This window comes from Rhizobium sp. NPDC092011 (assembly GCF_044756305.1).
In the GTDB taxonomy this organism is placed as follows: Bacteria; Pseudomonadota; Alphaproteobacteria; order Rhizobiales; family Rhizobiaceae; genus Rhizobium.
This window is the reverse complement of the sequence record NZ_JBIVSO010000010.1, coordinates 135,769-153,222: the sequence shown is the minus strand read 5'-3', so window position 1 is coordinate 153,222 and position 17,454 is coordinate 135,769. Positions and strand designations below refer to the sequence as shown.

At 57.8% G+C, this 17,454-nt stretch carries 14 protein-coding genes; 9 read left to right on the top strand and 5 right to left on the bottom strand.

All coding sequences use genetic code 11. The annotated features are described in order from the left end of the window. Nucleotides 1-434: 434 nt before the first annotated feature. Nucleotides 435-2,255, top strand: coding sequence for an ABC transporter ATP-binding protein (locus ACIQJ2_RS29100; RefSeq protein WP_400672462.1), 1,821 nt, complete (start codon nucleotides 435-437; stop codon nucleotides 2,253-2,255). Between the two features lie 505 nt (nucleotides 2,256-2,760). After that, a complete protein-coding gene (locus ACIQJ2_RS29095) occupies nucleotides 2,761-4,671 on the top strand; it encodes a potassium transporter Kup (RefSeq protein WP_400672460.1) in 1,911 nt (636 codons plus the stop codon). Nucleotides 4,672-4,720: 49 nt separating this feature from the next. Here ACIQJ2_RS29095 and ACIQJ2_RS29090 read toward each other — a convergent pair whose 3' ends face one another. Next, on the bottom strand, nucleotides 4,721-6,865 hold the full coding sequence (locus ACIQJ2_RS29090) for an EAL domain-containing protein (protein WP_400672457.1): 2,145 nt from the start codon (nucleotides 6,863-6,865) through the stop codon (nucleotides 4,721-4,723). A gap of 174 nt (nucleotides 6,866-7,039) precedes the next feature. On the opposite strand from ACIQJ2_RS29090, the gene ACIQJ2_RS29085 reads away from it, so the two are divergent. Continuing rightward, nucleotides 7,040-7,255: a hypothetical protein gene (locus ACIQJ2_RS29085; RefSeq protein ID WP_400672454.1), complete on the top strand. Its 216-nt coding sequence runs from the start codon at nucleotides 7,040-7,042 to the stop codon at nucleotides 7,253-7,255. Here the strand turns inward: ACIQJ2_RS29085 and ACIQJ2_RS29080 are convergent. Beyond that, the gene (locus tag ACIQJ2_RS29080) at nucleotides 7,252-7,713 is read right to left on the bottom strand and encodes an Lrp/AsnC ligand binding domain-containing protein (RefSeq protein WP_199143543.1); all 462 of its coding nucleotides are present in this window, start codon (nucleotides 7,711-7,713) and stop codon (nucleotides 7,252-7,254) included. The two genes, ACIQJ2_RS29085 and ACIQJ2_RS29080, sit on opposite strands and share 4 nt — an antisense overlap. Nucleotides 7,714-7,883: 170 nt before the next feature. Here ACIQJ2_RS29080 and ACIQJ2_RS29075 point away from each other — a divergent pair, with 170 nt between their 5' ends. Further along, nucleotides 7,884-8,777 (top strand): DMT family transporter, encoded by an 894-nt coding sequence (locus ACIQJ2_RS29075; protein WP_400672452.1) that lies wholly within the window; start codon nucleotides 7,884-7,886, stop codon nucleotides 8,775-8,777. Nucleotides 8,778-8,961: 184 nt separating this feature from the next. Here ACIQJ2_RS29075 and ACIQJ2_RS29070 read toward each other — a convergent pair whose 3' ends face one another. Beyond that, nucleotides 8,962-9,858, bottom strand: coding sequence for a fructose bisphosphate aldolase (locus tag ACIQJ2_RS29070; RefSeq protein WP_199143541.1), 897 nt, complete (start codon nucleotides 9,856-9,858; stop codon nucleotides 8,962-8,964). Nucleotides 9,859-10,550: 692 nt separating this feature from the next. Between ACIQJ2_RS29070 and ACIQJ2_RS29065 the strand changes: the two genes are divergently transcribed. The 3 genes from ACIQJ2_RS29065 to ACIQJ2_RS29055 all read left to right on the top strand — a co-directional run bounded on the left by ACIQJ2_RS29065 (nucleotide 10,551) and on the right by ACIQJ2_RS29055 (nucleotide 13,567). After that, nucleotides 10,551-11,939: a TIGR03808 family TAT-translocated repetitive protein gene (locus ACIQJ2_RS29065; RefSeq protein ID WP_400672449.1), complete on the top strand. Its 1,389-nt coding sequence runs from the start codon at nucleotides 10,551-10,553 to the stop codon at nucleotides 11,937-11,939. A 417-nt stretch (nucleotides 11,940-12,356) separates the two neighbouring features. Beyond that, on the top strand, nucleotides 12,357-12,650 hold the full coding sequence (locus ACIQJ2_RS29060) for a hypothetical protein (RefSeq protein WP_199143537.1): 294 nt from the start codon (nucleotides 12,357-12,359) through the stop codon (nucleotides 12,648-12,650). A gap of 5 nt (nucleotides 12,651-12,655) precedes the next feature. Beyond that, a complete protein-coding gene (locus ACIQJ2_RS29055; RefSeq protein WP_400672447.1) occupies nucleotides 12,656-13,567 on the top strand; it encodes a glycosyltransferase family 2 protein in 912 nt (303 codons plus the stop codon). Nucleotides 13,568-13,701: 134 nt separating this feature from the next. Here the strand turns inward: ACIQJ2_RS29055 and ACIQJ2_RS29050 are convergent, their stop codons facing one another. Then, a complete protein-coding gene (locus tag ACIQJ2_RS29050) occupies nucleotides 13,702-14,526 on the bottom strand; it encodes a family 1 encapsulin nanocompartment shell protein (RefSeq protein ID WP_400672445.1) in 825 nt (274 codons plus the stop codon). A gap of 1 nt (nucleotide 14,527) precedes the next feature. Then, nucleotides 14,528-15,589, bottom strand: coding sequence for a Dyp-type peroxidase (locus tag ACIQJ2_RS29045; protein WP_400672443.1), 1,062 nt, complete (start codon nucleotides 15,587-15,589; stop codon nucleotides 14,528-14,530). A gap of 472 nt (nucleotides 15,590-16,061) precedes the next feature. Here ACIQJ2_RS29045 and ACIQJ2_RS29040 point away from each other — a divergent pair, with 472 nt between their 5' ends. Both ACIQJ2_RS29040 and ACIQJ2_RS29035 read left to right on the top strand, forming a co-directional pair. Continuing rightward, a complete protein-coding gene (locus tag ACIQJ2_RS29040; RefSeq protein WP_400672441.1) occupies nucleotides 16,062-16,862 on the top strand; it encodes an aminoglycoside N(3)-acetyltransferase in 801 nt (266 codons plus the stop codon). Nucleotides 16,863-17,146: 284 nt separating this feature from the next. Further along, on the top strand, nucleotides 17,147-17,449 hold the full coding sequence (locus ACIQJ2_RS29035) for a hypothetical protein (RefSeq protein ID WP_199143527.1): 303 nt from the start codon (nucleotides 17,147-17,149) through the stop codon (nucleotides 17,447-17,449). Nucleotides 17,450-17,454: the final 5 nt, after the last annotated feature.

Below are 17,454 nucleotides of genomic sequence, written 5' to 3'. Positions count from 1 at the left end.
TTCCGCATGGCTGCCTCCGACTTATGATCGGCACCGCCTCGCGGCCGGACATCTTGCAACCGGGCCTGTAAGCTCGCTTTGATGGCTCAGGAATGGCTCCTTGGTGAAAGGGCTAATGACCCTAGCGATGTTGCAACTATGCCGCAGCTCAAAAATTAGCCAAAAACATCGCGAAATTTGACTTGGCCTGCGCGCTTAACCAATCTAGGATTGATAATCTTTCAACACGGTTCCAGGGAGTTTCGATGGCTATTTTTTCAAACTCCCCAGCGGCTTGCGCGAATAACGCTTGAAGCCGGCGCGTCTCCAACGCGGCAGAACCCGATGAACTGGTGCTAACCTTCTCATCGATCGCAGCTCACCAAACCATTTCGCGTGATCGCGCGCGGACGTTCTTTTCCCTGTGACGGAGCCGGCGAAAGCCGGATACATCAATGGCTCTCGGTTTCAAATCCCGCCGCAGCGGGTCCTTTCGCAGCGTTTTTCATTATTGCTGGGCTCATTGGAAGCTTCAGCCGGGTCGCGCCGTCTTCATGCTGTTCACGGTGATGCTCGCTACGCTTGCCGATGTGCTCACGCCTTTGTTTTCCGGTCGCCTGGTGGATGCGGTGGTGTCCGGCCACGCCAGCGACGTCGCGACGTGGGACAATGCCCTCAACGCATTTTGCTGGCTGATGGCGCTGTCAATCGGCGCCGTCATCCTCCGGCACGCCACCTTCACCGCCATTATCGGTTTTACGCTGAGGTCGATGTCGGAGATCGCGGCGAATTCCTTCTTCCACATTCAGCGCTTTTCGAGCGATTGGCATGCCAACAGCTTCGCCGGTTCTACCGTCCGCAAAGTGACCCGTGGCATGTGGGCACTCGACCTGCTCAACGATACCGTCTTCATCGCGCTGTTCCCATCGCTGGTGATGCTCATCGGCTCGACAGTTCTGATGACATGGTACTGGCCGATGATGGGATTGCTTGTTGGCGCCGGGTCCGTCATCTTTATCGCGTTCACGGCCATCATGGCATTGCGCTATGTCGCGCCGATGGCCAGCATGGCCAATAGCTGGGACACGCGGCTTGGCGGCGCGCTTGCCGATGCCGTCACTTGCAACGCCGTGGTCAAGGCTTTCGGCGCCGAAGACCGGGAGGACAAGCGTCTCGCCACGGTCATGCGCAAGTGGCGGGATCGTACCGCTCGCACCTGGACACGCGGCACCCTGAACGGCACCTTGCAGAGTGTGCTGCTCAGCCTGTTGCGCGGCTGTGTGCTGGGTCTTGCCCTTTGGCTCTGGGCCAACGGCAAGGCCAATGCGGGCGACATTACCTTCGTCCTGACGGCCTTCTTCATCCTTCAAGGCTATTTGCGTGAAATCGGCATGCATATCCGCAACCTGCAGCGCTCGGTCAATGACATGGAAGAGCTTGTCACCATCCATGCCCAGTCCTTGGGTGTGGAGGATGTTCCGGGTGCATCGGCTCTCCGTGTGACGGCCGGCCGCATCGAATTCGATCGGGTCACCTTCCACTACGGCAACCATCATGATCCTCTCTACAAGGACTTCTCGGTCACCATCAAGCCGGGCGAACGCGTTGGCCTCGTCGGTCATTCCGGTTCCGGAAAGACTACCTTCATCAAGCTGATCCAGCGCCTGCATGATGTAAACCATGGCACAGTCTCAATTGATGGGCAGGATATTTCGAAGGTGGCGCAGACCTCCCTTCGTCGCCAGATCGCGATCGTGCAGCAGGAACCGATCCTGTTTCACCGCACGCTGGCGGAGAATATCGCCTATGCACGGCCGACGGCCTCACACGCGGAAATCAGGAGGGCAGCTCAGCTTGCCAGTGCCCACGACTTCATCGAAGCCTTGCCGAAAGGCTACGCGACGCTTGTCGGCGAACGCGGCATCAAGCTTTCCGGCGGCGAACGACAGCGCATCGCCATTGCCCGTGCGTTCCTCGCCGATGCGCCGATCCTGATCCTCGACGAGGCCACCTCAAGCCTCGATTCAGAATCGGAGATGCTCATCCAACAGGCGATGGAACGGCTGATGGAGGGGCGCACGACGCTTGTCGTCGCTCACAGATTGTCGACCGTGCGCGCACTCGACCGGCTGCTCGTCTTCGAACACGGACATATTGCCGAGGAAGGGACGCATGCCAGCCTCATTCGCCGCAATCGCGGAATCTACCGCGGGCTGTTCGAGCGCCAGGCCCTGGAACTGACGAAAGGTATCGCAAGCGAAGGGCTGATCGACTAGGGACATAGCCGCGGGGAATGATGATGCATCCTTGATCCTGAAACATCAGGAAGAGGATGCATCGTCGCAACTATTCGTCCTGGCGGCGCCTGTCCGGCGCCGCTTCTTCAATATCGACTCCAACAGCCGCCTAGATGCCGGTAAGCGCGCTTGATCCCGAGTGGGCCGAAGCCAAAGCATGTCACACAAAACCGAGCAGCGATCTTGCGGCTGCGATATGCGTAAAATCAAAGGGCTGAAGCAGTTAATATCAACCAATGCTTAGACCTCCCAATCGAGGCAATTGAAACCACCCAGGCAACCGCACCCAGAGATAGAACACCCGCACTCAGGAGAGAGCCTGAGGCCTTCCCAGCATACTGTCAAGCCATTGCGCACCTCAGGTAATACTTAGCCAGCTGCTTGCTAATAAGCAGCAAGTGGACCGACGTTTGATAACGTCATCATAAGCTCTTCACAAAGCGCATGCACGAATATAGGCTCAACCCAAACAGCAGGGGGAGCGATGGTAGCGACGACAGGCAGCAAATCGCCGGAGCTCCCGGCAAAGAAGGCCCTTGTAATGCCGCTTGCGGCGCTCGGTATCGTCTATGGCGATATCGGCACAAGCCCGCTTTATGCACTTAAGGAGGCAGTGCGGGCTGCAGCGAACGGGGCGCCGCCGGATGCCCAGGCGGTGATCGGTGCAGTTTCCGTCATCTTCTGGGCCTTGATCTTCATCGTCTCGCTCAAATATGCCGTTCTAATCCTTCGCGCCGACAATCGCGGTGAAGGAGGGATCGTTGCGATGCTGGCGCTGCTGCATGCTCGTGAAGCCCCTGCCCGTTCGCCGCGAGCTATCCTGCTTGTCGTTGGGCTCGTCGGCGCCGCCCTCCTCTACGGCGACGGCACGATCACACCGGCGGTATCGGTGCTTTCCGCCGTCGAAGGCTTGAAGGTCGACGCACCTTCGCTCGGCACCTATGTCGTTCCCATCACCATTGCCGTGCTGGTCGGCCTCTTTGCCGTTCAGCGATACGGAACCTCCACCATCGGCCGTGTCTTTGGGCCAATCATGCTCCTCTGGTTCATCGCTATAGGGCTTCTGGGCCTTAAGGGCCTTCTGGAAAGCCCCGCTATCCTTGCCGCGCTGAACCCGCTCAAGGCTCTGGAGTTCCTGCTCGAGGTGAGCTGGGGGGTGAGATTTGCAATTCTCGGCGCCGCATTCCTTGCCGTGACGGGCGGCGAGGCCATGTATGCGGATATGGGGCATTTCGGGCGCGGGCCTATCCGCACCGCCTGGTTCTGCGTCGTTCTTCCCGCCCTGACCCTCAACTATCTTGGCCAGGGCGGCCATCTGCTCGCCAATCCCGGCGCGAGCGACAATCCGTTCTTCCAGCTGTCACCAGACTGGGCGCATTATCCGATGGTGTTTTTTGCGACAGCCGCAACCGTGATCGCAAGTCAGGCCATCATTTCAGGGGCCTTCTCCCTGACGCAGCAGTCCATTCAACTCGGCTTCCTGCCCCGCATGCACGTCAAGCATACGGCAGCGCATGAAATCGGCCAGATCTACATTCCCTTCGTCAATGTGCTTCTTGCGATCGGCACGATCGCCGCGGTACTCGTCTTCCGCTCATCCGATGCACTGGCCGGCGCCTACGGCATCGCCGTTTCCGCACTCATGATCATTACAACGGTTCTGGCAGCCCTGATCGCACGGCAATGGGGCTACAACATTTTCGCCGTCATTGCGGTGAACGGCTGTTTCTTCATCGTTGATGCCGTCTTCTTCTCGGCAAACAGCCTGAAGCTGCTCGAAGGTGGCTGGTTCCCGCTCCTGCTCGCCGCCCTCATCGCCTTCGTCATGCTGACCTGGCGGCGGGGCGAGCAGATCGTCGAGAAAATGCGTATCGACCTCAGACATCCCGAGGAAGAGATGCGCCGCAAGATTGCGGACCCGAACCTTATCCGGCTACCGGGAGCCGCTGTCTTCCTGACCTCGGCAAAGACCGGAATGCCACTCGCCATGGCGAACTTCCTGCGACATAACCATGCTCTCCACAAACGCATTCTCCTCGTGACCGTACAATCGAGCGAGCAGCCGAGGATCAAGGACGACATGCGGACGGAGGTGACCGAACTGGGGTTTGGCGTCAGCCGCGTCGTCATAAGCTATGGCTTTACCGAACAACCAGACGTTCCGCACGCCATCAAAAAAGCCTTGGAGCGTGGCCTTTTGGATGGCTTCGAGCCACGCGCCCTCTCCTACATCATCGGCAGCGAGACGATTATTCCCTCTGAACATTCCCGTGCAATGTCACATTGGCGCGAGATTCTATTCGCGTTCGTGCAGCACAATTCGGAAAGAAGCGCCGTCTGGTTCAAAGTTCCGCCAAAACAGGCCGTGGAATTCGGAACGGAGATCGAGATTTAGAGATCGGCTTTAACGATCACGGTCAAGCCCGGTCATGTTTGTCGGTCGCCTATCCATGCGCGCCACCGTCGACTTCGAGCAGTCGACCGAAGCGCTCCTCGTCAACGGGGCGGCTATAGAGATAGCCTTGCATCTGGTTGCAACCGCTTTCGATTAGAAAACGTGCTTGCTCCTCCGTCTCCACGCCTTCCGCAACAACCTCCAGGCCCATGTTCTGGGCAAGTGAGATAATGGCCGACGTGATGGCCATATCGTCGGCATCCTGCGGAATATCTGTGATGAAGGACCGGTCGATCTTGAGGCGCGACAATGGAAATCTTTTGAGTGTGCTGAGGCTTGAATAGCCTGTTCCAAAATCGTCGACCGCGAGCTTTACACCCAGCTTTTCCAATTCGTGCATTCTGGCAATCGAGCCGGAAAGGTCCTTCATGATCAGGCTTTCGGTGATCTCGAGCTCAAGCCATGATGGGTCAAGCGCGGCCTCACTCAGTGCATCCGCCACCGTCTTGATCAAGCACTTTTCCTGGAACTGTCTTGCGGAAACATTGACGCTGATCCTGATTGGCCCAAGCCCTTGGTCCTGCCACGCCCTGGCCTGCCTGCAGGCAGTCTTGAGCACCCACTCGCCAATCGGCATGATGAGGCCCGTTTCTTCGGCAAGTCCAATGAAATCGCCGGGGTAGACGATACCATCGGCAGGATGTTTCCAGCGAACCAACGCTTCCGCGGCCTTGATCTTGCCGGTCTGAAAATCCACTTGCGGCTGGTAGTGCAGCACAAATTCCTCGCGGAGAATTGCCTGGCGAAGCTCGTCTGTCCGGGAGAGCTTCTTTCGAACGGCAGCAGTCATTTCCGAGTTGAACAAGGCTATTCCGTCGCGTCCCAGCTCCTTCGCGCGATACATGGCCATATCCGAGGATGCGAGCAGCTCTCCGGCAGACTTGCCATGGCTGGGATAGCTGGCGACGCCGATACTGCAGGTCACTCTGAGCTCGATCCCGTCGAGTGCGATCGGGCGCACCACCGCGTCTCTGATCGATGACAATAGCGCGAGAGAGCTCTCGATATCCATGTCCTCAAGGATAATCACGAACTCGTCTCCGCCAATTCTGGCGATAGAACCGTGGTCACTTGCCAGCTCGTAGATCCTGTCGGCAACAATTTTTAGGAGTTGATCGCCCACCGAATGACCGAGGCTATCATTGACGAGTTTGAAGTTGTCGAGATCGAGGAATGCAAGCGCGACCTCGCCTCCTCGAAAATCGGCTTTCTGCATCGCAAGGGTGAGTTTTCGATCCAGCAATGCGCGGTTGGCCATTCCTGTCAGCGGGTCGTGATCGGCCAGAAACCGAATCCGAGCCTCGGCGCGGTGGCGACTGGCTGCAATGCCGGCCATATGCACTGCAATCGAGACAAAGTCGGAAAAGCCGGGCTGATACCGTGCGTCCTGCGAGGAATAAAGTGCAAGGACCCCCTCCATCTGACCGTCGGCATCGGAAATTGCCAGGCACTGACACTGATGGTCAATTTCGGAGATATGGGTCCGATCAAAGGCAAGCTTGAGTGCTGCAGCGGTCGCGGCAAGGTCGGAGGAAGACAATCCGATGGGCGTTGTGTTCAAGCGCCTGCGATATTCCTTATTCAAGGTAGGCGCTGCAGCCAGCCGCAGCTGCCCGGGATCCGCGCTTGTTGTCAGCAGTGCAACATGCACACCTTCTGCGAATTGCGCGATCATTCGCGCGAGTTCCTGGAGGAACTCGGGAAGCGGCATTCCTCGCGCGATCATTTCGAGGAGATTGGACTGCGAGCGCATCCGGCGCTCCGCGGATTTCTGGGCGGTGATATCGCGGGAGGCTCCGACAACGCCGACGATCGCTCCCGACGCGTCCCTCAACGGAACCCGCGTGAACATCAACCATTGTTCCTCGCCGCTACGAAACGCCAGCTCCTCGCTGCCGAAATGAGGCAAGCCCGTTTCCGTGACGCGGCGCTCGACATCGGCGGCAATTTCCGCAACATGAGCTGGCAGAAAGTCGAAATCGGTCCGCCCTACCAGCTCCGTTAGATGCGACAGCCCGTTATTGGCAACAACTGCCTGGTTCGCAAACAGAAAACGGCCTTCCAGATCCTTCACATAGATATAGTCCGGGATCTGATTGAGCATGTTTTCGAGCCAACTCTGTTGCTCGCTCAAGTCGATATCAGGATGAGGATCCGCAGATCCTCGATGCAGCATGGCCGCATATGAGGTTAGCTCCACCTCAGAGATTGAGACTGGCAATTTGCGATCCGCAATAACGCCTTTAGTCAATGGAATTCCTCGGCACAGATGTCAAAGAGCATTGTGCTTTCGCGAGGTTATCCTCGGATGAACGGCGATCGACCGCTGGAGACAAGCTGCAATCATGGTGAACGAGTGCTTGCCGCAATCCTGCTCGCATCGGCGACATCGCCTGCTGACCAGCTTGCCCGCCAGCGTTGCCTGTTGCAGCGTGATGCCGAAGTTCTGCGAGCACGGTTTTGCGAAGACCCTGTCGGAATAGGCATGCCGGCCTTTGTGCCGGCGATTTCCAAGGAACGCTAAACCGGCAGAAGTGCGTCTGGCTTCACATCGGCTACGGACGCATAAGTGTGCGTTTCGCGGACCCCCGGCAACGGCAGGATGACCCTTTGCAGAAACTCCTGAAACACGGTCATATCCGCTATTCTGGCCTTCACCAGATAGTCGAAACCACCGACGACCATATGGCATTCCAGCACCTCAGGTGCGTTTGCGACAGCTTCCGCGAAACGATCAAAAACATGCGGGGCCGTCTGATCGAGCCGAACCTGAATGAACACGATCGTACCACGCCCAAGTTTCTGCGGATCAAGCACCGCCCTCACCGCTTTAATGAAACCCTCGCGGAACAGCCGTTTCACTCTCTGGCTCGTACCCGTCGGCGACAAGCCGACACGATCGGCGAGATCGAGGGTGGTGCGCCTTCCGTCTTCCTGCAGCAGCCTGAGAAGACTGAGGTCGATGCTGTCGAGATTGCTCACTTCTATATCCACGCAAATTCACCATATTTTGGGTGATATTCACTCACAAAGAGCGAAATGAGTATATTTCTTAGCATCGCTTCTCGCAATAGCCTGCTCTTTCATAACGGGTCGAAACGCGGAGAAAGTGGCCTTCCGTGAACCAGCTTCCCGTTGATGGAGGGAGTGGGATGCGCATGGAGGAAGGGCAGGAAAAGCCGAATCGAAGGCTTGCGCTTGCAGCCGGACTGACAATGGTGGCGATCACCGCCGTCCAATTCGTCGCGGCCCGTTTCAGCCTGCGGGAGCATTTGACATCGGCAGACATCACCAGCCTGCGCTTCTCAGGGGCCGCCCTTGCCTTTGTGCCCATCATCTGGCGAACGGGCCTTGCAAAGATGAAGGCCCTCGGGTGGCGGCGCGCAGTTGTGCTGGCTATGCTCGCCGGCTTCCCCTACCCATTGATCATCAACACTGGCCTGACTTACGCCCCGGCCTCGCATGCTGCCGCGATATGTCCCGCCTCGATCGTGTTCTTCTCGTTCTTATTCTCTTACATCGTCTTCCGGGACCCGGTTTCGAGGGTATGCATGGTTGGTATCATCGCCATTATAGGCGGGCTGGCACTCTTTGCGTTACCTGGCAATAGCGATGTGGGCGAGGCATGGCGCGGGGATATTCTGTTTGCGGGTTCCGGCGTCATGTTTTCCGCCTACGCAATCCTCATTCGGCTATGGTCCGTAGACGCACTTACCGCAACGGCTGCTGTCATTTTTCTATCTTGCTTGCCGGTGCCGCTCGTCCATGTTCTGGCGCCAACCGGTCTCGGCGCGGCATCGGCTGGCGAGATCGGCATTCAGCTCGCAATTCAGGGGCTCCTCGCCGGTGCTGCCGCGATATTTCTATATAGCTATGCCGTAAGGCAACTCGGACCGCAGATTGCGTCGCTGTTCATGCCTTGCATCCCGATTGCAACGACATTGACGGGCATGATGGTACTTGAGGAAATCCCGACGCCGGCCCAGCTGATGGCTATTCTCATCATGATCGCCGGCATGGCGATGCCGGCACTGCGGAAAACCTGATGCGTAAAGCTCAAGAATTCCGACTGGTGTTCGATTGAACACGTTGCTGCCCGAGCCAATCCCTTGGAAGCGCGACTAGAGACCACTCGCTATCAGCCCCTCCATCTGGAAGGTACGGTAACAACGCCACTATGGTTGCCAGGGTTCCCTGTTCAATATGACAGAGAACCCCAGGACCAGTGGCTCAGACCTTTGTGACACTACCAGCGTAGATCTGGTCGATGGTGGTGGCGAGGCTAGCATCGAATTCGGCATCGCTCATGCTGACGCGCAGATCTTCCGTCAGAGCACGCGAGAAGCTGGCGATCATGCCATGGTTATGGCTAAGCTTCTCACACGCATCGGCGCGTGTGTAGCCACCTGACAGGGCCACGACGCGGATAACGGCCTTATGGGCGATGAGCGGCGCATAAAAATCTGCGACGGTCGGGATCGTCAGCTTCAACATCACCCGCACACCTTCCGGCAAGGCATCGAGTTCCTTGGTGATTTCGTCGCGCAAGATGGCTTCCGCTTCCTGCTTCGTCGGGCTCTTGATCGAGACTTCCGGCTCAATGATCGGGATCAGGCCATGTGCAAGGATTTGTCGGCCCACTTCGAATTGCTGCTTCACGACAGCGGCAATGCCGACCTTGTCTGCATTGGCGATCACCGAACGCATCTTGGTGCCGAAGATCCCCTTTTTCACGGCACGCGCGAGCAGAGCGTCGAGATCGGGCATGGGCTTCATCACCTGCACGCCATTCTCTTCTGCGGCCAAACCCTTGTCCACCTTGAGGAAGGGCACAACGCCGCGGTCTTCCCATAGATAGGCTGGCACCGGCTTGCCCTTGGCTTCGCCATCCATGGTTCTTTCGAACAGGATGGCACCAATGACCTTGTCGCCGGAAAAACTAGGCGCCGTCATGATGCGCACGCGCATCTCGTGCATCAGGCGGAACATCTCCTCGTCGCCGCTATAGTCGGAATCGGCGATTCCATAGAGGCGCAAGGCTCCAGGAGTGGAACCACCGCTTTGATCAAGGGCGGCAATGAAGCCCCCCTTCTCGGACATTTGCCACATCTGTTTTGCGTCGGCCATGCTTTCCTCATCAATGTTGCGACTACCCCAAGAACTGACGTAACTATCGACCAGAACAAACCGGCGCTGTCCAGAGCAGGAAGTCCGGGATTCAAAGAAATACGAACAAATTCAATATCATTAAATCGATTTTAATATTTAAATCGATTTGATTTTTCTCCTCCCGCAGGTCCCCGAAGTGCCTGTTTGGTTGCAATGTCTGATGACAAAACCAATGCGCGATCCGGCATATTCAACAGAAAGCGCCAATCTGCGAGACCGCACGCGCAACTCTACTGAGCAATTACGGACCCTGTAAACATTCAGGGCCGCTCTCCTCCTGGACATGTTGCGCGTCTGATCGCTCGGTCCAGAGGATGCATGGCTTTGTCAGGAAGTTCAAGGCGCTTGGCAATCATCGGATATTTGCGGCACAAAATGAGAGGTTGGACATCGGTCCGCGAATGAAAGCCAACGCTAACATCGCGCCGTCATTTTGACCGAGCCGCGCATGGTTTGTCTCGCGACGACGCCATCAAATCAACACACGCGTAGCGGTCGCACACTCGAGAAAATCACACCTCCAACAATATGCCGCCACAAAGAAAAAGTACAACCATAGCGTCCTTCGGCGACGAAGGGCATGGTTCTTTGAAACATCAAAACCTAAGTGGGAAGCCATGGCTATATATCAGAAATCACTCGATAATTTGATGGTCATTACACAGGCAGCCTCTTCGCCGGGCACGGGTTGGTCGGCTGTAGCAAATCTGCAGACCGCCATTAATAATGCACGCAATAGTTCAAAGCCGCTTCAACTCCTCCCCGGTGTCTATCTCACCACCCAGATCCTTGTCGACGCTGCGAGCGGCGGCGGCAACCGTCTTGAAATGTTCGCCGAACAAGGCACCGTAACCGTCAGGCTAAGCGCCGCGGCTCCCTATCTGCTGGATGTGAGCAACGTTCCGGATGTCGTCATTCGCGGCATCAATTTCGACGGCAACAACCAGGCAATCACCGCTTCTGGAATAGCTGGTTTGCTTCGCTTCGAGGGATCGTCGACGACGGACTTCATTCTCTCGGAATGCAACATCATGAATTCGCCGGCGGCTGGGGTCCTTGCATCCAGCAACGCGCGTGGACGTATAGCGGACAATCGTATCGCCAGCTGCGATACCGGGATTTTTTCCATCGATTGCGCGGTTTATGTCGAAGACAACAGTCTCAGCACGCTGAACAACAACGGCATCTGCGTCTGGACCAGCTCGCTCGGCGGCAATGGTTCGTTGGTATCAGGCAATACGATCAACTGGGTCAACAACGCAGCCGGCGGCACCGGCCAATATGGCAACGGAATCCTCGTCTACAGGGCCGGCAACGTCAAAGTCAGCGGCAACAACATCTTCAATACGAAATTCTCCGCCATCCGACTGAATGCGGCAACCAACTGCCACGTCGTCAACAACTACTGCTGGAACCTGCGCGAAGTAGCGATCTTTATCGAAGCGCCGGGCGCCGGTGAAAATCTGAGCGGCTGCATCATTAGCGGAAACAACGTCGATACCGCCGGACTTGGCATCGCGGTCGCTAATTCCGGGCTTTATGGTGACGGCCTTGCGGATCGCTGCGTGGTGTCGAACAACAATGTCAACAACATCACCAATAATGCCATTCCCTACCCCGATGGTTCGACATCCATGACCACCGGCCGCGGCATTACGGTGGAAACCAATACGATCGTCACTAACAACGTCATTTGCGCGACCGCCGGGGCGGCCATTGGGCTCGGGGTCAACGATGCCGCCAAGGATATCATGGCAACGGGCAACCTGATCAACAATTGCCCCATGGGGATAGCCTACTCAGCCAATGGCTCCGCCTCGTCTATCCTTGTCAGCTCGAACATTGTTCGAGGCTACCGTAACATTACCAATGTGTCCGATCTCAACTATCCGATCTCGGGCGCGATCGTCTCGTACAGCTTCAACGGTACTCTCTTCCAGCGAGACACGAATGGTGGTTCACCGAACGCCGATTACGGCAATGCCACCCAGACCAGCTCCGGGGCGCTTACCGTCGGCATGAACCGCGCGAATGCCTAACTAGTCGCCATGCCGAGCCCAGCCGACTTCCGGCTGGGCTCTTCTTCTGCGCCTGACCTGCCTCGAATGAAGGCTTTTTCCGAGACGCTGACCCCCAGCCAAAAATCGCTTGGTCTTGCAATCAGCAGTCGACACTGTCGCGTTGGATCTCTTTGTCGTCGCCGGCATGCAATGGAGGGATGGCACCGGAGCGCAAGGTTTGCTTGGCGCTCGACAAGCAAACCCTGATGGCCACGCCACCAGCTTCCAAGACCCGCTATGCCCTTTGCGTCAAACGAGGCACAGATTGGCGCCTCTATTAATCTTTTTGCGCTATCGCATGGGGTTGAAAGGCAGAGGCAGATACGTTCAGGCGTTGAGTTGGGTAGGGGCCAGCGACATGATTGATGGATTCCTTTTGAAAAGGATCGCGGCCTGATGGCCAAGATCGCTGCCCTGGGCGCCTACCTCTATCAGTCGCTCGTCGCTTTCGGCATCCTGGCCGGCAATGTGATCTACTGCACCATTGCCTTGGTTCAATCGCGCCGTGTCATACCTCTCTCCGCGCGCTGGGACAGCGGTATCGCAAGGCGCAATCTGGTCTATGGCGGCATATCCGCCGGAGCCGCAACGCTTCTGGTGCCGCTTGAGATTAAGAGCATTCTGCTTGGGTCGCTGGGCGCGGCCGCCGCTCGTCCCTTGCTAACCCTTGTTCGCTGGATCGCAATGTAGGCATCATGATCGACACCCCCCAAACCAAGCCCACCATCATTGTCGTCGGCATCGCCACCACAGGACGCCGCGAGGTCCTTCGGGAAACGCTCGAGCAGATCGAACGGCAGGACAGACGTCCCGATCGCATCCTCGTCTGCCCCGTTGCCGATGGTGACGTTGACTGGGACCACGCGGCACGGCTTGCTGTTCCGGTGGAGCATGTCGTCGGCCCACAGGGGTCGAGCGCCCAACGAAATGCCATCTTCGACGCCGCGGGCGATTCGGATCTGATCGTCTTCTTCGACGACGACTTTCTTCCAGCTGATCGGTTCCTTGCGGAGACTGAACGTCTCTTCCTGCAGAATCCGGACATCATCGCCGCGACCGGCCATGTTCTTGCCGACGGCATCCGTGGCTCAGGCATAAATCTGCCGGAGGCGTTTTCAATTCTAGCAAGCGACACAGCGCCTGAGGAAGGCAAGGCGCCTGTTGCGCCGATTAAAAACCTCTATGGCTGCAACATGGCGTTTCGCTTTGCGACGATCATGCGGATTGGCGCACGCTTCGATGAAAATCTGCCACTCTATGGCTGGCATGAGGATATCGACTTCTCGGGCCAGCTTGCCGGCGAAGGCCGTATCGTGCTTGCCGACGCGCTGCGCGGCGTCCATCGGGGCGTTAAACGCGGGCGCACGTCCGGTCTGAAGTTCGGCTACTCGCAAATCGCGAATTCAGTCTATGTCGCGCGCAAGGGTACGATGGGGTGGCCGCGAGCGTTGCGTTTCGCGATTGGGAACACTTGCGCGAACATAATAGGCAGCATGAGACCGCAAGGCCTTGTCGACCGGCGCGGACGGTTGAGAGGCAATCTCCTTGCTCTTAAAGACCTGCTCTGCGGCAAGATCGATCCGAAACGCATTCTTTCGCTGCGCTGAGCGTTCAGATCCAGGCGGCATCACATCCGTGGGATGCCGAAGGGGATGGCGGGCAATCTCAGGCCCGCCCAAAACTGCCCCTGCGAGGAATGGAAGCCGCTGGACATGGGCAACCCCTTTCCCGTCGTTTCAGCCTATGAGCCCTTTTCCGCTTCCCCGGGTGCAGGCAAAAGGGAAACCGCTGCCTCGGCCGTCAGCACCCGAAAGGTGAAGCTTTCCTGAAAGTAGAGCTCGACCGTCGTTGCGGAATGGCTGAGATAGCCGATCGAGATGTCTTGACCCAGATCGAGTTCGAAGTCGCCGCCTCTGGTCGTCAGGACATAGGCGCCCTTGATCGCCGGCGCCCAGAAAATCCCACCATCGACGATCTTTTCGAGATGATGAAACACCGGATATCCTTCGTCGCTTCCGCCGCTTGCGGCAGTATAGGCGTCTTCGCCAAGAACCAGGGCGTAAGGCCCTTCGACGCCGGCAAGGCGCAGCAGGCTCACGGCCCTCGCAACGACATCCGGATAGTTCTTGATGCTCGCGGAAAGGGTCAAGGCAGGGTTGCTGCTGCCCTCTCGAATCCCCTGGATATCCGCAGGTGCAAAACCTTCGAATACGGCGCGATCCTCGCTGAAAGCGAGCTTGCGCGCCGCCTCCTTGACTGGAGACCAGTCAGAATCCTCCGCGCCGCGATCCACGTCGTCGATGGCAGATCGCGAGAGTTCGAAGGGAACGCGAAGCTCGACGACCCGCTTGACCTCCCGCAAGGAAGCCTGGACGCCATCGCCAGGACTTGCGACCTTCTTGATGTGCCCGGTGCCAGTGGCCGAAAAATCGAAGCCCTTCGGCCCATCGAGGTCCACGACACGACGCGCAGCCAGATGGCGCTTGAGCGTCCTCTTCGCCTCCTCTTCGATCTGTTCCCAGGCCTTTTCAGAAATGGGTGCAAGTTCCCGGTGAAGATTGTTCATGTCAAACCTCTTTCTTTAAAGAGCCGATCCCGAGGGAATCGTCCGAGTTTTCATTGCGAACAGCAGATTTTGCTTCATCCGGCTTGCCCGCCGTGGCGGGTTCGGCTGTTGGCGGAGCCGTGTCAGGATCGATATTCTCCAGGAACGTCGCCGATGGAACGAAAAACAGGCTGCCTGTTATCGCCTGGCTGACATCGAGCAGGCGATCGTAGTTCCCAGGCGGGCGGCCGACGAACATGTTGACCAGCATTTGTTCTATGCGCGCAGGAGACCTTGCATAGCCAATGAAATAGGTTCCGAACTCACCCTTCGCGACATCGCCAAACGGCATATTGTCTCTGACGATATCGAGTTCCTTGCCATTTTCGACGATCGTCGTCAGGGCATTATGCGCGAAGCTCGGTTTGACACTGTCATCGAGCTCGACATTGGTGAACTTCTTGCGCCCGACAATACCTTCCTGCACGTCAACCGGAATCGCGTTCCATTTCTTCAGATCGTGCAGGTATTTTTGGACGATCACATAGCTGCCGCCGGCAAAGGCCGGATCTTCGTCATCGATGATCGCCGCGTCGATCGCTCCCTGATCGACAGGGTTCTCTGTTCCGTCGACGAAACCGATAAGGTCGCGGTCGTCGAAATAGCTAAATCCCTGGACCTGGTCTGCGGTCGCCACCGCACCACCAAGCCGCGACATGATTTGCATCGCCAGCTCGAAACAGAGATCCATGCGCGCCGAACGAATGTGAAAGAGCACGTCGCCCGGGGTGGAAACAGCGTGATGGACGCCGCGGATTTCCTTAAAGGGATGCAGCTCCCGCGGTCGTTGCCCTTCGAAAAGACGGTCCCACGCCTCGGATCCGAAGCCCATCACGCAGGAAAGTCTGCCTTCCAGATCGCGGAACCCGACGGCACGAAGCAAAGCGGCGAGATCGGCTGAGACTGACCGGACGGCCTCCACGTTCTCACGGCCGGGATTGATGGTGAGGACGAGAAAGATCGCCGCGCGCGTGAGGCGGGCGACAACGGGCTGCGGAATGGGTTTCGTATCGTCTGTTGCCATGGTCTATCCGTTGGACCCTTCATGTATCACACCCGGCAAGCGGGTAAGGAACGATATTTAGCGCAAGCGCATCAAAGTCATAGCGCTTATTTTCCACTTCGATTTCCACTGGCGACTGCACCGGTGAGGCCGCGCGCCCAGAACATCTTCTTTTTAAGCGACCACCTCTCGAAACAGCCCTGTGACGCCCCCGGGTTGGGATAGAAACCCAACGCAGTTTCATCATCCTATAGCCCTTCCCGCAAGCGGAACTCGGCAATATTCGACTGGCAACGTCTCGCCACCCGGATCCGTTCGGCCGGAAACATACCTGTCTCAGCGTCAATTGTATTGAAGATCAATGCGGCTATCCGCCGACCACCGCAAACGGGACGTGGTGGCTATATTTTCACTCTGGCGACGGTATCATCGCGGCGATGCCCGGCCTCTGCCACCCGGCAACGCCAACGAAACAAGCTGCAGGAAAAACGCCATGAGCGAAGCGGATCAGATCGCCCGAACCAAATCCCCGGTCACCGTCGACAGCCTGACCGTCGATCTCAGCAAGATCGGCATCGGCCGCGGCGACATCCTCATGGTGCATACGTCGCTCGCCTCCTTGGGGTGGGTCTGCGGTGGGCCGGTCACGGTCATCCAGGCGCTGATCGAGGCTGTGGGCCCGGCTGGCACCATCGTGATGCCGGCCCATTCGGCCCAGATCACCAATCCCGAAAACTGGGGCATGCCTCCGGTGCCGAAGGAATGGATCGCGCCAATCAAGGCCAGCATGCCTCCGTTCGATGCTCGCACGACGCCGACAAGAAACATGGGAGCAGTTGCCGAGCTTTTTCGAACCTGGCCCGGCGCCGCGCGAAGCCACCACCCTTCAGCATCCTTCGCCGCTCTCGGATCGCTGGCCGGGGAAATCACGAGAGAACATGCCCTTGAAGATCCCCTGGGAGAACGCTCGCCGCTCGGCGCGCTCTACAGGCTGGATGCCCGGATTCTTCTGGTCGGTGTCGATTTCAACCGTTGCACGGCGCTGCACCTTGCTGAGCAACGGCGATGGCCAGACCGCTCCAGGATAAAGGAGGGGGCCCCACTCATCGTCAACGGCATCAGGCGTTGGGTAGACTTCGAAATTGCCGAGGTGATGGACGATGACGAATTCCTGACGGTCGGCGCTTCCGCCACGGACGCAGGCTTCGTCACCCAGGCACCTTTGGGAGAGGCTCGCGCGCAGTTTACGCGCATGAGAGACATCGTGGACCACGCCGTGAGCATGTGGGGTTGAGCGACGTCAAGACCGATCGATCAGGCTTGCGCGAAGCAGAAACGACCGAAAGCCGGGGCGTACACCGTTCGCGACTTTAGGGACCTCCCATAGGCTGGCACCTGCCGCCCGTAACGCCCAAGCGCGCCTATTCCGGATTGCCCAGCATCCGCGTTGGGTGCCTATCAAACAGGCATTCACTTCGCGTCCCCATCGGCCACGATGGGACGATCCCCTGCATTTCCAATGCGTTACCTCATGGCACGCCAATTGCTTGGCACAGTGAGTTCAAAAAGGGATCTCAGGTGGGACCGTTTCTGCCGTTCTTGTGCATTGCCATCGGCTTCAGCTGGGCGGATTGCTCGTCGATCTTCATCTCGGGGCCGGAGATGTCGCGCATCCGCCTCGCGCTCGTGACGGTTTCGACCAGCATATTCCTCTGCGCGATCGGCTTGTCATTCGCCGATCACAGCCTCCTCGCCGGCGCAGCCCTGGTCGCTTGCGGCATGACGATTGCCCTCGCGCTTGGAAGAAATCTGTCCTCGTTCTGGTCCCTGTTGATATCCGTTGGAGGTTTCGCGATCTATCTGCATGGCGTCATCGATTGAAGGTG